The following is a 16,363-nucleotide window of genomic DNA, read 5'->3' as shown; positions in this document are numbered from 1 at the left end:
GACGCCCGGAGGGAATGCCCTCCGGGCGTTCGTCGTTCGGTCTGGCAGAAAGTTCTATGTTCAACTAAAGTCAGCTCACAAGGAGGTACCGACCATGCCTGCACACGTACATCATCGACGGCACCTTCGACCACCAGGACAGCCACGGCGGTGGCGGCACCATCACCGACGGCGACACGCAGTGGATGACGGCGGGCTCCGGCCTGCTGCACATCGAGGCGCCCCCGGAGGCCCTGGTCATGTCCGGCGGCCTCTTCCACGGCGTGCAGCTGTGGGTGAACCTCCCGGCCGAGGACAAGATGATGGCCCCCCGCTACCAGGACATCCGCGGCGGCCAGGTCCAGCTCCTCACCACCCCCGACGGCGGCGCGCTGCTCCGCGTCATCGCCGGCGAGCTCGACGGGCACGAGGGCCCCGGCATCACGCACACCCCGATCACCATGATCCACGCGACGCTGGCGCCGGGCGCGGAGATGACGCTGCCCTGGCGCGAGGACTTCAACGGCCTCGCGTACGTGCTGGCCGGGCGCGGCAGCGTCGGCACGGCCCGCCGTCCGGTGCGCACCGGGCAGACGGCCGTCTTCGGCGCCGGTTCCTCGCTGACCGTCCGCGCGGACGAGCAGCAGGACTCGAACACCCCCGACCTGGAGGTCGTGCTCCTGGGCGGCCGCCCGATCCGGGAGCCCATGGCGCACTACGGCCCCTTCGTGATGAACACCCGCGAGGAGCTGCAGCAGGCCTTCGAGGACTTCCAGAAGGGCCGGCTCGGCACCGTGCCCGCCGTCCACGGCATGACCGAGGGCGGGCGGCCGTAGGTCCTGCGCGCCGCGGTCGCGGGCGGTCCGTGCCGTGCGGACCGTCCGCCCGCACCCCGGCCGGTGCCCGCGCGCACCGGCCGCCGTACCGCCGCGCCACCCGGGCGGGCCGTCCGCCGGACGGCCCGCCCGGCCCGTCCGTACCGGGAGGACGCGGGGACACCGAGGCGGAAGCGGAGCCTCCTACGCCGGACCGTCCGTGGCGGGGGACGCGGGCGGCTCCTCGTGGGGCGGGAGACCGGCGGCGGCCGGGCCGGGCGGCTCGTGGAGTTCGAACCAGATGCACTTGCCCTCGCCGCGCGGGTCCACCCCCCACGCGTCCGCCAGCAGCTCCATCAGCACCAGCCCGCGCCCCGACGAGGCCAGCTCCCCCGGCCGGCGCCGGTGCGGCAGGTCGTCGCTGGTGTCCGTGACCTCCACGCGCATCGTGCGCGCGTCCGTGCCGCCGGTCAGCTCGGCGACGAGCAGCGCGTCGCCGTCCGTGTGCACGAGCACGTTCGTCAGCATCTCCGACAGCAGCAGCACGGCCGAGTCGACCTGGTCCTCCGACCTCCAGTCGTGCAGCAGCTCCCGCAGCTGCCGGCGCGCCCCCGCGATCCGCTCCGGCTCCGCCTGCGCGACCGTGAGCATCGTGCGGCGCACGAACCGCCCGGCCCGGGCGTCCGGGTCGCGGTCCTGCCCGGTCCGGTGCAGCAGCAGCAGCGCGATGTCGTCCTCGCGGCGGTCCGCCAGCGGCCCGGTCGTGTGGTGCGAGGACGGCCCGTGCACGGCCTGGACCAGCGCGTCGGCGAGCTGCTCCAGGTCCCCGTGGCGCAGCTCCAGCACCTCGCGCAGGCGCCGGCGCCCCGAGTCGAGGTCGTGCCCGCCGGTCTCGATCAGCCCGTCCGTGCACAGCAGCATGGTCTCGCCGGGCTCCAGGGCGAGCCGGGTCGTCGGGTAGTCGGTGTCCGGGTCGATGCCCAGCGGCAGCCCGCCCGCGGTCGGCCGGTTCAGCACGGTCCCGTCGGCCGTCCGGAACACCGGGTCGGGGTGCCCGGCCCGGGCGATCTCCAGCACGCCGCTGACCGGGTCCACCTCGACGTACAGGCAGGTCGCGAAGCGCGGGTCCCCGATGCGGCCGTCGTACGCGACGGACTCCGTGATCCCGGACAGGAACCGGGAGGCCCGCGACAGCACCGCGTCCGGGCGGTGCCCCTCGGAGGCGTACGCCCGCAGCGCGATCCGCAGCTGGCCCATCAGCCCGGCGGCCCGTACGTCGTGCCCCTGGACGTCACCGATGACCAGCGCGAACCGGCCCCCGCCGGGCAGCTGGATCATGTCGTACCAGTCGCCGCCCACCTGCAGCCCGCCGCCCGTGGGCACGTAGCGCGCGGCCACCCGCAGCCCCGGGATCTCCGGGCCGAGCGTCGGCAGCATCGAGCGCTGCAGCCCGTCCGTCAGCTCCCGCTCGGACTCGGCCGTGCCCGCCCGGGACAGGGCCTGCGCCAGCATCCGGGCCACCGTGGTCAGCACCGAGCGCTCGTCGGGCGTGAAGGAGACGGGGTACGCGAACGCCGCCATCCAGGCGCCCATGGTGCGGCCCGCCACCGTGAGCGGCAGGTACGCCCACGAGTGCCGGCCGAAGCGCTCGGCCAGCGGCCAGGTCGCCGGGTAGCGCTTCTTGTAGTCGCCGGGCGAGGAGAGGTAGACGGCGCGGCCGGTGCGCACCACCTCGGCTGCGGGGTAGTCGGTGTCCAGCGGCATGTTGGTGAACGGGCGCTCGTCGCCCTCCTGCTGCCCGTGGTGGCCGACGACCGTCAGCCGGTCGCCCTCCACGCCGAACACGCCGAGCCCGTCCGGGGAGAAGCCGGGCATCGACAGGCCGGCCGCGACCCGCAGCACCTCCTCCGTGGACCGGGCCTCGGCCAGCGCGCGCCCCGCGTCCAGCAGGAACGCCTCGCGCGAGCGGCGCCAGTCGCCGGTGACGGGCGTCCGCGCGGCCGCGTCCGGCGGCAGTTCGGTGACCTCCTGGAGCGTGCCGATCAGCTCGTGCGCGCCGGCCTGCGTGACCGTCGGCTTCGAGCGGCTGCGCACGGTGCGGATCACCCGGCCCCGGTCGTCCATGATGCGCAGCCGGGCCTCGGCGAGGGTGCCCTCGGCCAGGGCGAGCTGCACGATGCCGGCGATCTCGTTCCAGTCGACGGGGTGGAAGCGGGCGCGGACGCCCGCCCCGGTGAGGGTGACGGGCTCGGCGGGCAGCCCGAGGAGCCGGGCGGCCTCGGCGTCCAGCGTGACCGTCTCCTCGGCGCTCCTCCAGCGCCACAGGCCGGTCGCGACAGCGGCCAGGACGTCCCCGACCGGGGGAAGGGGATCACCGGTACGCATTGCCCCACTCTAAGAAGGGTGTGCCGGAGGGTGCCACTGAGAGGACGGGACCGGGCCGGCGGGTACATCCCGCGCGCCGTGGCCGGGAACGGCCGTGCGGGGTGTCCACCGGACTCTTCGGAGAAGCCGTCCGGGGCGGCCGGTACGCTTGGGAGACCGGGCGCCGGCCCGGACTGACCCCGATCCGCGAAGACTGGATGAACGACGATGCATCGGTACAGGTCCCACACCTGCGGCGAGCTCCGCGCCTCTGACGTCGGCAGCGACGTCCGGCTGAGCGGCTGGCTGCACAATCGCCGAGACCTGGGCGGCATCCTCTTCATCGATCTGCGCGACCACTACGGGATCACGCAGCTCGTCGCCCGTCCCGGCACGCCCGCCTACGAGGCCCTGGACAAGCTCTCCAAGGAGTCGACGGTCCGCGTCGACGGCAAGGTGGTCTCCCGCGGCGCGGAGAACATCAACCCCGACCTGCCCACGGGCGAGGTCGAGGTCGAGGTGGGCGAGGTCGAGCTGCTCGGCGCGGCGGCCCCCCTCCCCTTCACGATCAACACCGAGGACGGCGTCAACGAGGAGCGGCGCCTGGAGTACCGCTTCCTCGACCTGCGCCGCGAGCGCATGCACCGCAACATCATGCTGCGCACGGCGGTCGTCTCCGCCATCCGCCACAAGATGGTCGCCCTCGGCTTCAACGAGATGGCGACGCCGATCCTCACCGCGACCTCCCCCGAGGGCGCCCGTGACTTCGTCGTCCCCTCCCGCCTGCACGCGGGCCGCTTCTACGCGCTCCCGCAGGCCCCGCAGCAGTTCAAGCAGCTGCTGATGATCTCCGGCTTCGACCGCTACTTCCAGATCGCGCCGTGCTTCCGCGACGAGGACGCCCGCGCCGACCGCTCGCCGGGCGAGTTCTACCAGCTCGACGTGGAGATGTCCTTCGTCGAGCAGGAGGACGTCTTCCAGCCGATCGAGAAGCTGATGACGGAGCTGTTCACGGAGTTCGGCGGCGGCCGCGAGGTCACCTCGCCGTTCCCGCGCATCCCGTTCCGGGAGTCGATGCTCAAGTACGGTTCCGACAAGCCGGACCTGCGCGCCCGGCTCGAACTCGTGGACATCACCGACGTCTTCGAGGGCTCGGAGTTCAAGGCCTTCGCCGGCAAGCACGTACGCGCCCTCCCGGTGCCGGACGTCTCCGCCCAGCCCCGCAAGTTCTTCGACCAGCTCGGCGAGTACGCCGTCTCGCAGGGCGCCCAGGGCCTGGCCTGGGTGCGCGTCGGCGAGGACGGCAAGCTCACCGGTCCGATCGCGAAGTTCCTCACCGAGGAGAACGTCGCCGAGCTGACCAAGCGCCTCGGGCTGGCCGCCGGTCACGCGGTCTTCTTCGGCGCGGGCGAGTTCGACGAGGTCTCGAAGATCATGGGCGCCGTGCGCGTCGAGGCCGCCAAGCGCGCCGGCCACTTCGAGGAGAACGTCTTCCGGTTCTGCTGGATCGTCGACTTCCCGATGTACGAGAAGGACGAGGAGACCGGGAAGATCGACTTCTCGCACAACCCCTTCTCGATGCCGCAGGGCGGCATGGAGGCCCTGGAGAACCAGGACCCGCTGGACATCCTCGCCTGGCAGTACGACATCGTCTGCAACGGCGTGGAGCTGTCCTCCGGCGCGATCCGGAACCACGAGCCGGACATCATGCTCAAGGCCTTCGAGATCGCCGGCTACGACAACGAGACGGTGGAGCGCGAGTTCGCGGGCATGCTCCGCGCCCTGCGCTTCGGCGCCCCGCCGCACGGCGGCATCGCCCCGGGCGTGGACCGCATCGTCATGCTCCTCGCGGACGAGCCGAACATCCGCGAGACGATCGCCTTCCCGCTCAACGGCAACGCCCAGGACCTGATGATGGGCGCCCCCACGGAGCTGGACGAGACGCGCCTGCGCGAGCTGCACCTGCAGATCCGCAAGCCGCAGCCGAAGTAGTCCGCGCGGCAGGACCTGCGGACGGCGGAAGGGGCCCGGAACCGGTGACGGTTCCGGGCCCCTTCCGCGTACCGGTCCCGTCCGCGCGCACGCGGCCGGGGCTCAGGTGTCGTACGTGCCGTCCCACGGGTCGCCGAAGCCGAGCCGGTCCGGGTGGAGCTCGGCCCAGCCGCCCTCGGCGTCCTCCCCGGTCACCAGGCCGAACAGCACGCCGTCGACGGTGCGCCGGAACGGACGGATCGCGATGTCCGTGTACGAGCGGCGGGGCAGGCTCCGCAGGAGCTTCCCCAGGTGGGCGCGGGCCCGGAAGAGCACCGAGTCCTCGCCGTCGGGGTGGCGCTGCTGCTCGGCCCACGTCCCCGCGCACCAGATCTCCGAGTCGCGGTGGCGGCCCTCGGTGTCGAAGGTGTGGAGCACGGCGTAGAGGCGTTTGTGCTCCTCCCAGCCGTCGTCGGGACGGAAGCCCTGGGGGAAGGCGTAGGTGATCGAGCCCAGGAACTGCCCGTCCGCGTAGCGGCCGATGCTCTCGGTGCGGTTCTTCGGCTCGTAGGCGATCGGAATGACCTGTGGAACTGCCATGGCGGAACCTTACGGGTGCATCGTGCGCATGCCAGTAGCGGGTCCGGTGCCGGACAGCGGCCGGTCCTCTCAGGGGAAGGACGGGGCCCCGGTGCCGTCCCTGAACGGGGGACGGCACCGGGGCCCGCGGCGGCGTTCTGTCCGCGCTTACGCGGGCTCGCCGCCGAAGCGCTCCTTGTAGGACTCCAGGTCGTCGTCCGTCAGCTTGGCGAACAGGACCGGCGGGACGATGAAGCGCGTACCGGCCGGGACCGAGTCCAGCGACTTCGCCTCCTCCCGGGAGACCCACGTGGCCGTGTCGCCGGCCAGGGCGAAGGCCGTGCGCATGGCCTTCGCCGACGTCGGGATGAAGGGCTCGGAGACCACCGCGTACAGGTGGATCAGGTTCATCGCCGTGCGCAGCGTCAGCGCCGCCGCGTCCTTGTCCGTCTTGATCTCCAGCCAGGGGGCCTTCTCCTCCAGGTAGGAGTTGCCCGCCGACCACAGCGCGCGCAGCGCGGCCGCCGCCTTGCGGAACTGCAGCGCCTCCATCTGCGCCTCGTACTCGGCGAGCAGCTCGGCGATCTGCTCGCCCAGCCGCGCCTCCGCCTCGCCGGCCGGGGCGCCCGCGGGCACCTCCTCGCCGAAGCGCTTCTTGGAGAAGGACAGCACGCGGTTGACGAAGTTGCCCAGCGTGTCCGCCAGGTCCTTGTTCACCGTCGCCGTGAAGTGCTCCCAGGTGAACGACGTGTCGTCCGACTCCGGCGCGTTCGCCATCAGGAAGTAGCGCCAGTAGTCGGCCGGCAGGATCTCCAGCGCCTGGTCGGTGAAGACGCCGCGCTTCTGCGACGTGGAGAACTTGCCGCCGTAGTACGTCAGCCAGTTGAAGGCCTTGAGGTGGTCGACCTTCTTCCACGGCTCCCGGACGCCCATCTCCGTGGCCGGGAACATCACGCTGTGGAAGGGGACGTTGTCCTTCGCCATGAACTCCGTGTAGCGCACGTCGTCCGCGCCGTCCGGCCCGTACCACCAGGACCGCCAGTCGCGGGCGCCGGTCGGGTCCTGGTCGGCCCACTCCTTCGTCGAGCCGATGTACTCGATCGGGGCGTCGAACCAGACGTAGAAGACCTTGCCCTCGGCGGCCAGGTCCGGCCAGGTGTCGGCCGGGACGGGCACGCCCCAGTCCAGGTCGCGGGTGATGGCGCGGTCGTGCAGGCCCTCGGTCAGCCACTTGCGGGCGATGGAGGACGCGAGCTGCGGCCACTCGTCCGCGACCTCGTCGATCCACGCCTCGACCTCGCCCTGGAGCCTGGACTGCAGGAGGAAGAGGTGCTTGGTCTCGCGGACCTCCAGGTCCGTGGAGCCGGAGATCGCCGAGCGCGGCTCGATCAGGTCCGTCGGGTCGAGCACGCGCGTGCAGTTCTCGCACTGGTCGCCGCGCGCCTTGTCGTAGCCGCAGTGCGGGCAGGTGCCCTCGACGTAGCGGTCGGGCAGGAAGCGGCCGTCCGCGGGCGAGTACACCTGGCGGATCGCCCGCTCCTCGATGAACCCGTTCTCGTTCAGCTTGCGGGCGAAGTGCTGCGTCAGCTCCGCGTTCTGCGGGGAGGAGCTGCGCCCGAAGTGGTCGAAGGCGAGACCGAAGCCGTCGTACACCGCCTTCTGCGCGTCGTGCGCCTGCGCGCAGAACGCGTCCACCGGCAGGCCCTGCTCCTTCGCGGCCAGCTCGGCGGGGGTGCCGTGCTCGTCGGTGGCGCAGATGTAGAGGACGTCGTGGCCGCGCTGGCGGAGGTACCGGGCGTACACGTCCGCCGGGAGCATGGACCCCACCATGTTGCCCAGGTGCTTGATTCCGTTGATGTACGGAAGGGCGCTGGTGATGAGGTGTCGAGCCATGGTGGCTGCTCCCAGGTCGCTACTCGGGGTGACGGTGCGGTCCCGCGTCGACACGGGCGGCCGTCTACGAACCTTGAAATCGTAGCCGAACGCCCCGGCCCTCCCGCGCCCCGTTTTACGGGCTGGGCGGCGGGAGGGGGACCGGGGCGTGCGGTGACGTTCGGTGAGGGACACCCCTCGGCGGACCGGTGGGTCCGCCGAGGCTCGTGCGCTCCGTGCGACTACGGGCGCCAGGCGGCGAGGACGCCCTCGTACAGCTCGGCGTCCGTGAGCTCGCGGGGGGCGGGGCCCGCGTGGAAGAAGGCCGCGTTGTCCGCCTTCAGCTTGCGCAGGTAGTCGAAGCCCTTGGCGTCGTGCTCGCCGAAGGCGACGAAGGAGAAGAAGAGGGGCAGCTCCGCGGCGGCCGCGAGGGCCTGGTTGGCGGGGCCCTTCGCGTCCGGGGGGCCGTCCGTCTGGAAGACGACCAGGGCCGGACCGGCGGAGCCCGACTTCTCGTAGTCGGCGACGATCTCCTCGACGGCCGCGTGGTAGCTCGTCCGGCCCATCCGGCCGAGCCCCGCGTGCAGCTCGTCGACCTTCCCCTCGTACGCGTCGAGGGTCAGCTCGCCCGTGCCGTCCAGCTCGGTCGAGAAGAACACGACGTGCACGGTGGCCTCGGGGTCCGTGTGCGCGGCGAGCGCCAGCACCTGCTCGCCGAGGGCCTGCGCGGAGCCGTCCTTGTAGTACGGCCGCATGGACCCGGACCGGTCCAGCACGAGGTACACCCGGGCCCGCGTGCCCGCGAGCCCCCGCTGCTCCAGGACCTCCCCCGCGGCCTTGTAGGCGGTGACCAGGCCGGGAGCGTCGGACTTGACCCGGGGGAGGGGGGTGGCCGGACCACCGGAGGCAGCCACGGGCTCCGGCTCGGGGACTTCTTCGGCCTCCGGTTCGGGGGCGGTCCTGGCCTCCGGCCCGGAGGTGGGCTCGGCCTCGGGCCGCGGTTCCGGAGCGGTCTCGGCCGTGGGCCGCGGTTCCGGAGCGGTCTCGGCCGTGGGCCCGGACGCGGGGGCCGTCTCGGGCTCCTCGGTCTTGTCCTCCGCCGGCTCGGCCTTCGGCGCGGGGACGGTTTCGGCCTCGGCCTCCCCCTCGCTCCCGGCCTCGTACTCGGGCGCGGTCTGCGTCTTCGGCCCGGTCCCGGCGGCGGTCGCCGCCGAGCCGGAGCCGGCCGCGGCCTCGGGCTCCGTCTCGGTCTCGGACTCGGCGTCGGCCTTCTCCACCGGGGTGCTCGCGGCTTCGGCCTCGGCCCCGATGTCCTCGGGAGTGGCCTCGGACTTCGCCTCGGCAGGCGCGGCCTCCGGCTCCAGCGCGGGAGCGGGCTCGGCGGGGCCCTCCTCGGCGGAGGCGGCCTCGGAGGTGCCCTCGGCCGCCGGCTCAGCCCCGGCCTTCGCGCCGGACTCGACCTCGGTCTCCGGCTCGGTCACGGCCCCGGTCCCGGTCCCGGAGTCGGCCTCGTCCACCGGGGTGGTCCCGGGCTCGGGGGCGGCCTCGGTCTCCGGTTCGGTCACGGTCCCGGAGGCGGTCCCTGCCTGCTCGGCCGCCGACTCCGGCGCGGGCCCGGCCGCGGGAACCGTCTCGGTCCCCTTCGCCTCGTCCTCCGCGTCGGCCTTCGCCTCGGCCCCGGCCTTCGCCTCGGCCCCGGCCTTCGCCTCGGCCCCGGCCTTCGCCTTGGCCTCGGTCCCCGGCTCGGTCTCGGCCGCAGGTTCCGGGGCGGTCTCCTCCGCCCCGGCCGCCGGCTCGGGAGCCGCCTCCACCGCGGGGGCCGTCGCGTCCTCGTCCTCGGACCCGGTCCCCGGCTTCGGGGCGGCCTCGGCGGCCGCAGCGGACTCCGGCTCCGGCTCGGTGGCCTCGGCCTCGGTCTTGGCCTCCGTCTCGACCTCGGCCTTAGCCTTAGCCTCGACCTCGGCCTTGGCCTTGGCGTCGGCCTCCGCCTCCGCCTCCGCCTCGTCCTTCGTCTCGGCCCCGGTCCTGGTCTCGGCCCCGGCCTTCGTCTCGGCCTCGGCCTTCGTCTCGGCCTCGGCCTCGGGCTCCGTCCGGGACGGCGCGGACGGGGTCTTCTCGGTGGGTGCGGGGGCGGTGGACGCGTCCGGAGCCGGCTCCGGGGCCGCCGGTTTCGGCCTGGGCACCGTCACGTTGTCGAACGCCGCCGACACCAACTCGTCCGCCACGGAGGGAGCGGGCTTCGGCTGCGCCGCCGGCTCGGTACGGGCCTGCGCCGGAACCTTCGGTTCCGAGGCGGTGCCGGCCTCGTCCGTCCGCGGTTCGGCGGGGGCGGACGCCGCTTCCGGGGCCGTCTCCTGCCGGGCCTCCGGTACAGCCGGCTCCTCCGCAGCGGCCGCGTCCCGCCCCTTGCGTGAGCGGCCGAACGCGTTCCGCAGGAGGTTGAGAATGCCCATGTGCGCAACCCTTCGCATGAGTTGTAACCCGTCGATCCCTGGCCAGGACGGACACGTAAGGTTAGCGGCCGGCGCGGGCGATCTTGGTGCGGGGACGAGACTGTCACATACCTTCGCCGTGCTCCGCTGTCAACGGCCTCCCGACCCCGCCGGGTTCACTCTCCGTTCATCCGGAGTCGGCGTTCCCGCCTGCGCGTGCCCCTAGCGTCAAGCCGACATCAAGGGCATGCAACGGGAGAACCAAGTGCGCAAACTGCTGCCGATACTCGGGACGAACGGGGCGTCGCATCCCGGTGGGCGTTCCGCTCTGACCTGCCGGTTCCGCTGTGGTGACGCCTGCTTCCACGAGGTGCCGAACACCACGGCCAACGACTACGTCGGCGACGTCATCGCCGGCGCGCTCAGCCGCCGGTCGATGATGCGGGCCGCCGCCGTCGTCACCGTGGCGTCCGCCGCCGGCACGGCCGCCCTGACGGCCGGCGCCCCGCAGGCGCAGGCCGCGGTCCCGGCCGCGCACGGCAAGGACGGGGACAAGGGCGGGAAGGGCCACGGGACGAAGGGGAAGGCCGCGCGCGGGCTCCGCTTCACCCCCGTCGCCCCCAACACCGCCGACAAGGTCACCGTCCCCGAGGGCTACCGGCAGAACGTCGTGATCCGGTGGGGCGAGCCCATCCTGCGCGGCGCCCCCGCCTTCGACCCGGACAGGCAGACCGCCGAGGCGCAGGCCGGGCAGTTCGGCTACAACAACGACTTCCTCGCGCTGCTGCCGCTGCCCGGTGAGCGCGACCGCCGGCTCCTCGTCGCCAACCACGAGTACACCGACGAGGTCCTGATGTTCCGGGGCTACGACCCGGAGAACCCCACCCGCGAGCAGGTCGGGATCGCCTGGGCGGCGCACGGCCTGTCCGCCGTCGTGGTCGAGGGCGACAAGCGCACCGGCGCGCTCACCGCCGTGCCCCGCCACCCGCTCAACCGCCGGGTCACCGCCACCACCGAGTTCCGGCTCACCGGCCCGGCCGCCGGCTCCGACCTGCTGAAGACCTCCGCCGACCGGTCCGGCAGGAAGGTGCTCGGCACCCTCAACAACTGCTCCGGCGGCACCACCCCCTGGGGCACGACGCTGCACGGCGAGGAGAACTTCAACCAGTACTTCGCCCACGGCAGCCGGACCACCGACACCCGGTACGGCATCGGGACCGGGGCCACCGAGCGCAAGTGGGAGCGGTTCGACAAGCGCTTCGACATCGCGCAGGAGCCGAACGAGGTCCACCGCTTCGGCTACGTCGTCGAGTTCGACCCGTACGACCCCGACTCCACGCCGCGCAAGCACACCGCCCTCGGCCGGTTCAAGCACGAGGCCGCGACCGTGCGCCTCACGGACGACGGCCGGCCCGTCGTCTACACCGGCGACGACGAGCGCTTCGACTACTTCTACAAGTTCGTCGGCAGCAAGCGCATGAGGAAGGGCACTTCCCGGGCCGTCCGCGAGCACAACCTCTCGCTGCTCGACGAGGGCACGCTGTACGTCGCCAGGCTGACCGGCGACTCCCCCGCGATCGAGGTCGACGGCACCGGCAGGCTGCCGGGCGACGGAGAGTTCGACGGCGCCGGCGAGTGGATCCCGCTGGCCACCGCGACCGCCGAGGGCGCCGTCTCGCACGTGAAGGGGATGACGGCGGAGGAGGTCTTCGTCTTCACGCGGCTCGCCGGCGACAAGGTGGGCGCCACGAAGATGGACCGCCCCGAGGACATCGAGCCCAACCCGGTCACCGGCAAGGTCTACGTCGCCCTCACGAACAACTCCAACCGCGGCGTCGGCTCCAACGCCAAGGCGGACGAGGCCAACCCGCGCAACGCCAACAAGCACGGTCACGTCCTGGAGCTCACCGAGCACCGGAACCGCCCGGAGAGCACGAAGTTCGCGTGGTCGCTGTTCCTCGTCGCGGGCGACCCCGACGACCCGGCGACCTATTTCGCGGGCTTCCCCAAGGACGACGTCAGCCCGATCTCCTGCCCGGACAACGTCGCCTTCGACCCGTACGGCAACCTGTGGATCTCCACGGACGGCTCCGCGCTCGGCTCGCACGACGGCCTGTTCGGCGTGGCCACGCGCGGCGACCGGCGCGGTGAGCTCAAGCAGTTCCTGACGGTGCCGACGGGCGCGGAGACCTGCGGTCCGGTCGTCCAGGACCGGCGCGTGCTGGTGGCCGTGCAGCACCCGGGCGAGGTCGACGGCGCCTCCGTGGAGGAGCCGGCGAGCACCTGGCCCGACGGCCCCGGGAAGATCGTCCGCCCGGCGGTCGTCGCGGTGTGGCGCGCGGACGGCTCCGACATCGGCGCGTGACGGCCGCGTACATCCGGCGCGTGGAGGCCGCGGGCGCGCGGCGCGCGGCGGCCCGGCCGTCCGCCGGGTGACGGTCAGGTCCGCCGCACGGCGGCGGGGGGCGCTCCCCGGGACTCCCGGAAGAGGGGCGCCCCCCTCGTCATCAGCCACTCCCGGTACGCCGGGGCCTGCAGCGTCGTCTCCCAGTACGCCTCCTCCAGCTCGGGGAAGACGGAGTCCAGGTCCTCCTCGGTGCGGGCGGCGAGCAGCAGCCGCACGCCGAGGGGGTCGCCGTCGATGCGCCGCACCGCCGCCTCCGGGCGGGAGGGCGAGGTCGGCTGGCAGACGGTGACGACCTCGCCGGTCGCGACCAGCGACGCGGCGGTGTGGTAGTCGCCGTGCAGGACGAGCGGCTCGATGCCGGCCGCCCGCAGCATCCGCTGCACGGCGTCCCACTCGCCGTCGACGGTCGGGTCGATCATCCAGCGGTCCTGGGCGAGTTCGGTGAGGCGGACGACGGGGCGCGAGGCGGCGGGGTGGTCGTTGGGCAGGGAGACGCACTGCGGCTCCCGCTCGACCAGGACGCGCGTGCGCAGCCCGTCGGGGACGCGCAGCGGACTGCCCTCGACCTCGTGCACGAAGGCGACGTCGAGCTGCCCGTCGGCGACCATGCGCAGCAGGGCGTTCGCGGAGACGTCCATCTGGAGCGCGGGGTCCGTCGCCGGCCGCTGCCGCAGCCTGCGCAGCCAGCCGGCCAGCGCCCGGCTCGCGGTCGAGCCGATCCGCAGCCGGGGTCCGCCGGCCGCGGTGGCGCGGGCCTCGGCGACCAGGGCGCGCATCTCGGCCACGAGCGGACGGGCCCGGCCGAGGACCACGCGGCCGAGCGGGGTCGGCCGGCAGCCGGTGCGCTCGCGGATGAACAGCCGCCCGCCGAGCTCGTGCTCGATGCGCTTGAGCTGGGTGCTCAACGACGGCTGGGCCACGCCGAGTTCGCGCGCGGCACGGTGCAGGCTGCCGGTGTCGGCGATGGCGCACAGCGCGCGGAGGTGTCTCACCTCGAGCTCCATGCGGTGAGCCTAGGGCGGCCTCACAGGGCGCACCAGACGCACAAACCCCCGCCAAAGCGGGCGAGTCACAAGGGAAAACGACGGAAGGCGATCACTTACGACCGTGAGTGATCGAATGGCTGATCACTCAGGGGACCACTCCGGCGCGGGGTGATAGCCCCGTCCTATCGCGGATTGCCATCATCACAGGCGTCCCACAGGGACCGAGACTCACCGATGACGACTTCACCCCCCACTCGAGGAGTCATCGATGCGTCTGTCCACGCCCCTGCTGTCCGCCGTGGCCGGTCTCGGTCTGACGGCCGCCGCGCTCGGTTCGGTTCCCGCGGCCGCGGACACCGCGGACACCGCGGCCCCCGCCGCGAGCCGGTCCTCCTACGCCGCCTACGCCGGTTCGGCCGAGGAGGCGAAGGCCAACGAGGCGTTCTTCGAGGCCGTCCTGAAGTCCGTGGCCGAGAAGCGGGCGGCGAACCCGAAGTCCGCCGCAGCCGTCACGGTCGTCTACAACGCCTCCGGCGCCCCCGCCTTCAGCACCCAGATAGCCCGCAGCGCCCAGATATGGAACAGCTCGGTGTCGAACGTGCGCCTCCAGGCGGGCAGCAACGCCGACTTCACCTACCGCGAGGGCAACGACTCGCGCGGCTCGTACGCCTCCACGGACGGCCACGGCCGGGGCTACGTGTTCCTCGACTACGCCCAGAACCGGCAGTACAACTCGACCCGCGTCACCACGCACGAGACCGGCCACGTCCTCGGCCTGCCGGACCACTACTCCGGTCCGTGCAGCGAGCTGATGTCGGGCGGCGGCCCCGGCCCGTCCTGCACCAACGCCACCCCGAACGCGGCCGAGCGCTCCCGCGTCAACCAGCTGTGGGCCAACGGCCTCGCCAAGGCCCTGCAGAAGGTGAACCAGGACCGCTAGCACCGCACGGACAGCACCGCACGGACAGCACCGCGCGGACACAGAACGAACGGCGGGACCGCCGCGGGCGCCGGGAACCCCGGCCCGCGGCGGTCCCGCCGGGAGCGCCACCCCCCACGGGTCCGGGCCGCCCCTTCCTGCACGGGGGCGGCCCGTTCCGTGTGTCCGGGGCGGTTCCCCGTACGCGGCGGAGCGGGCGGCCACGACGGCTCGCACGAGGCGGGCCGGCTCGTGCGGGGTCAGGTCCGCTCGTACAGGGTCAGGTCGACGACGAGCGCGCGGTGGTCGGTGTCCGCCAGGTCGAGGAAGCGCGCGCCGGCGGCCCCGAAGTGCTCCGACACGAGGACGTGGTCGATCTGGGCGCCCAGCGGCGGGGCCGTCCTCGCGGGCCAGGTGGGCGTGCGGGCCGCGCCCGCGAGGCGGGCGGCGTCGCGCAGGCCCGCGTCCAGGACGCCGCGGAACGCCGCGTGGTCCTGGGAGGCGTTGAAGTCGCCCGCGACGACGGTGGGCCGGTCCGCGGAGCGCGCCGCGTGGTCGCGGAGCAGGCCGAGCTCGTGGCGCCAGAGGCCCACGTCGCCGGGGAGCGGCGGCATCGGGTGGGCGAGCAGGAGGTGTACGGGGTGCCCCGCGACGTCGGCCGTCGCGCCGGGCATGCCCATGGTGCCGGGCAGGGCGGGAGCGGGCGCGAGGGGGCGGCGGCCGAGGATCACCGAGCCGTCGGAACCGGTGCCGGGGACGGCCCGGCGGTGGGGGTAGTCGTCCGCGAGGGCGGCGGTGAGCGCGTCCGCGCAGGTGGTCTCGCACTCCGCGACGAAGACGAGGTCGGGCCGCTCGTCCCGGACCGCCTCGATCAGCGCGGAGGCGCCCCGCCCGAACTCGACGTTCGCGGTCAGGACGCGCAGTCCGGCCACGGGTCTGCCGCCGGGCTCGGCGGGTCTCCCGTACGGCTGGACGTACCAGGCGACGGTGCCGAGCGCGGCCACGCCCCACACGAGGCCGGTGCGCCAGCGGGCCAGGGCCGCGAGGAGGAGCCCCGCGCCGGCCGGCACGAGCAGCCACGGCAGGAAGGCCAGCAGCTGGGGGACGGGGGTGACGCCGTCGCGGTCGGCGGCCCGGCACCCGGCGACGGTGCTGACGCCGAGCAGCAGCAGACCGGCCGTCCAGGCCGCGAGCGTCCGCCCGGGCCGCCGGGCCGCCCTCCCGCCGCCGGTCCGGCCGCCCGCTCCGCCGGCCGCCGTCCGCGTCGTACCGCTCAAGCCGCTCCCGCTTCCCCTCGGTCCGGTCCGGGCCGTCTCCGGGCCGCCCGTACCTCGTACGAGTACCCCTTGCGGGGACCTCGTACGGGGTCCTCCGCGATCCTCCGCCGTCCTCTGGCGAAAGACGACGGCGGGACGGCGGAGGTTGCCGCCGGCCGGGGGAGGGCCGGTCCCGGGACCGGCCCTCCCCCGGCCGGCCCTCCCGGGACCGGGCATCCGTCGGGGGCGTCCGTCAGGGAACGGGTGCCCGCGGCGGTGCCGCGGACGCCGCCGCGCGGCGGCGCAGACGGCGGTCGCGGACCCGGGCCGCGAGGGCGACCGCGAGGCCGGTCGCCACGATCAGCCAGGCCGCGGTGCGCAGGGTGGCGGTGAGCGCGTCGTAGACCTCGCCCACCGCGGACCGGGACACCTGCGGCGACAGCCCGGCCAGGGTCAGCTCGCGCCCGACCGCGACGGCGAAGCCGAGCAGGGTGGCGCCCACCGCCGTGCCCAGGGCCGTCGCGGTCACCGCGCGGCGGCGGCCGACCGCGACCGCGATGCCCGCCGCGGCCAGCGCCAGCGCCGTCACGGGCAGCCAGAAGCCCGCCATCTCCAGCATCCGGTATCCCTTCCGCAGCCCGGTCAGCTCCCGGGACCCCAGCACCGTGACCTCGGCGCGCCCGACGGGGGCGCGCGCGGCGAGCGGCGCGTCCTCCCCGGCCGGGCGCCGTCCGGCGGCCTGCGCGAGGACGGGGGCGAGGTCGACGGCGACCTCGCCCTCGG

Annotated in this window: 9 protein-coding genes and 2 pseudogenes; 4 read left to right on the top strand and 7 right to left on the bottom strand. The window is 73.9% G+C overall.

What is annotated here, in order from left to right; all coding sequences use genetic code 11:
- Positions 1–104 precede the first annotated feature (104 nt).
- Positions 105–815: pseudogene (locus IE271_RS26320) on the top strand (pirin family protein); the annotation flags it as partial.
- A gap of 183 nt (positions 816–998) precedes the next feature.
- Here the strand turns inward: IE271_RS26320 and IE271_RS26315 are convergent.
- The gene (locus IE271_RS26315) at positions 999–3,179 is read right to left on the bottom strand and encodes an ATP-binding SpoIIE family protein phosphatase (RefSeq protein WP_190192917.1); all 2,181 of its coding nucleotides are present in this window, start codon (positions 3,177–3,179) and stop codon (positions 999–1,001) included.
- A gap of 207 nt (positions 3,180–3,386) precedes the next feature.
- Between IE271_RS26315 and aspS the strand changes: the two genes are divergently transcribed.
- On the top strand, positions 3,387–5,150 hold the full coding sequence (gene aspS / locus IE271_RS26310) for an aspartate--tRNA ligase (RefSeq protein WP_190192916.1): 1,764 nt from the start codon (positions 3,387–3,389) through the stop codon (positions 5,148–5,150).
- 102 nt (positions 5,151–5,252) lie between these two features.
- On the opposite strand, the gene IE271_RS26305 is transcribed toward aspS, so the two are convergent.
- From IE271_RS26305 to IE271_RS26295, 3 genes are all read right to left on the bottom strand, one after another.
- Entirely contained in the window at positions 5,253–5,729 is a 477-nt protein-coding gene (locus IE271_RS26305; RefSeq protein WP_190192915.1) for a hypothetical protein, read from the bottom strand.
- 147 nt (positions 5,730–5,876) lie between these two features.
- Positions 5,877–7,601, bottom strand: coding sequence for a methionine--tRNA ligase (metG, locus tag IE271_RS26300; protein WP_190192914.1), 1,725 nt, complete (start codon positions 7,599–7,601; stop codon positions 5,877–5,879).
- 221 nt (positions 7,602–7,822) lie between these two features.
- Entirely contained in the window at positions 7,823–10,033 is a 2,211-nt protein-coding gene (locus tag IE271_RS26295) for a VWA domain-containing protein (protein ID WP_190192913.1), read from the bottom strand.
- Between the two features lie 244 nt (positions 10,034–10,277).
- On the opposite strand from IE271_RS26295, the gene IE271_RS26290 reads away from it, so the two are divergent.
- Positions 10,278–12,377 (top strand): PhoX family protein, encoded by a 2,100-nt coding sequence (locus tag IE271_RS26290; protein ID WP_190192989.1) that lies wholly within the window; start codon positions 10,278–10,280, stop codon positions 12,375–12,377.
- A 74-nt stretch (positions 12,378–12,451) separates the two neighbouring features.
- On the opposite strand, the gene IE271_RS26285 is transcribed toward IE271_RS26290, so the two are convergent.
- Positions 12,452–13,423, bottom strand: coding sequence for a LysR family transcriptional regulator (locus IE271_RS26285; RefSeq protein ID WP_190192912.1), 972 nt, complete (start codon positions 13,421–13,423; stop codon positions 12,452–12,454).
- Between the two features lie 250 nt (positions 13,424–13,673).
- Here IE271_RS26285 and snpA point away from each other — a divergent pair, with 250 nt between their 5' ends.
- Positions 13,674–14,345, top strand: coding sequence for a snapalysin (snpA, locus tag IE271_RS26280; protein WP_190192911.1), 672 nt, complete (start codon positions 13,674–13,676; stop codon positions 14,343–14,345).
- Between the two features lie 239 nt (positions 14,346–14,584).
- Here snpA and IE271_RS26275 read toward each other — a convergent pair whose 3' ends face one another.
- Complete coding sequence (locus IE271_RS26275) at positions 14,585–15,601, bottom strand: endonuclease/exonuclease/phosphatase family protein (RefSeq protein ID WP_373308838.1); 1,017 nt, start codon at positions 15,599–15,601, stop codon at positions 14,585–14,587.
- A 232-nt stretch (positions 15,602–15,833) separates the two neighbouring features.
- Positions 15,834–16,363: pseudogene (locus tag IE271_RS26270) on the bottom strand (hypothetical protein); the annotation flags it as partial.

Source organism: Streptomyces minutiscleroticus (genome assembly GCF_014650875.1).
In the GTDB taxonomy this organism is placed as follows: domain Bacteria; phylum Actinomycetota; class Actinomycetes; order Streptomycetales; family Streptomycetaceae; genus Streptomyces; species Streptomyces minutiscleroticus.
Note: the sequence above shows the minus strand (reverse complement) of the source record. Positions and strands in the feature narration are given on the sequence as shown.

What these genes read in the sequence shown, in the direction of transcription:
- IE271_RS26315 (WP_190192917.1), bottom strand. Translation starts at nt 3,179, where the DNA reads ATGCGTACCGGTGATCCCCTTCCCCCGGTCGGGGACGTCCTGGCCGCT.
- aspS (WP_190192916.1), top strand. Translation starts at nt 3,387, where the DNA reads ATGCATCGGTACAGGTCCCACACCTGCGGCGAGCTCCGCGCCTCTGAC.
- IE271_RS26305 (WP_190192915.1), bottom strand. Translation starts at nt 5,729, where the DNA reads ATGGCAGTTCCACAGGTCATTCCGATCGCCTACGAGCCGAAGAACCGC.
- metG (WP_190192914.1), bottom strand. Translation starts at nt 7,601, where the DNA reads ATGGCTCGACACCTCATCACCAGCGCCCTTCCGTACATCAACGGAATC.
- IE271_RS26295 (WP_190192913.1), bottom strand. Translation starts at nt 10,033, where the DNA reads ATGGGCATTCTCAACCTCCTGCGGAACGCGTTCGGCCGCTCACGCAAG.
- IE271_RS26285 (WP_190192912.1), bottom strand. Translation starts at nt 13,423, where the DNA reads ATGGAGCTCGAGGTGAGACACCTCCGCGCGCTGTGCGCCATCGCCGAC.
- snpA (WP_190192911.1), top strand. Translation starts at nt 13,674, where the DNA reads ATGCGTCTGTCCACGCCCCTGCTGTCCGCCGTGGCCGGTCTCGGTCTG.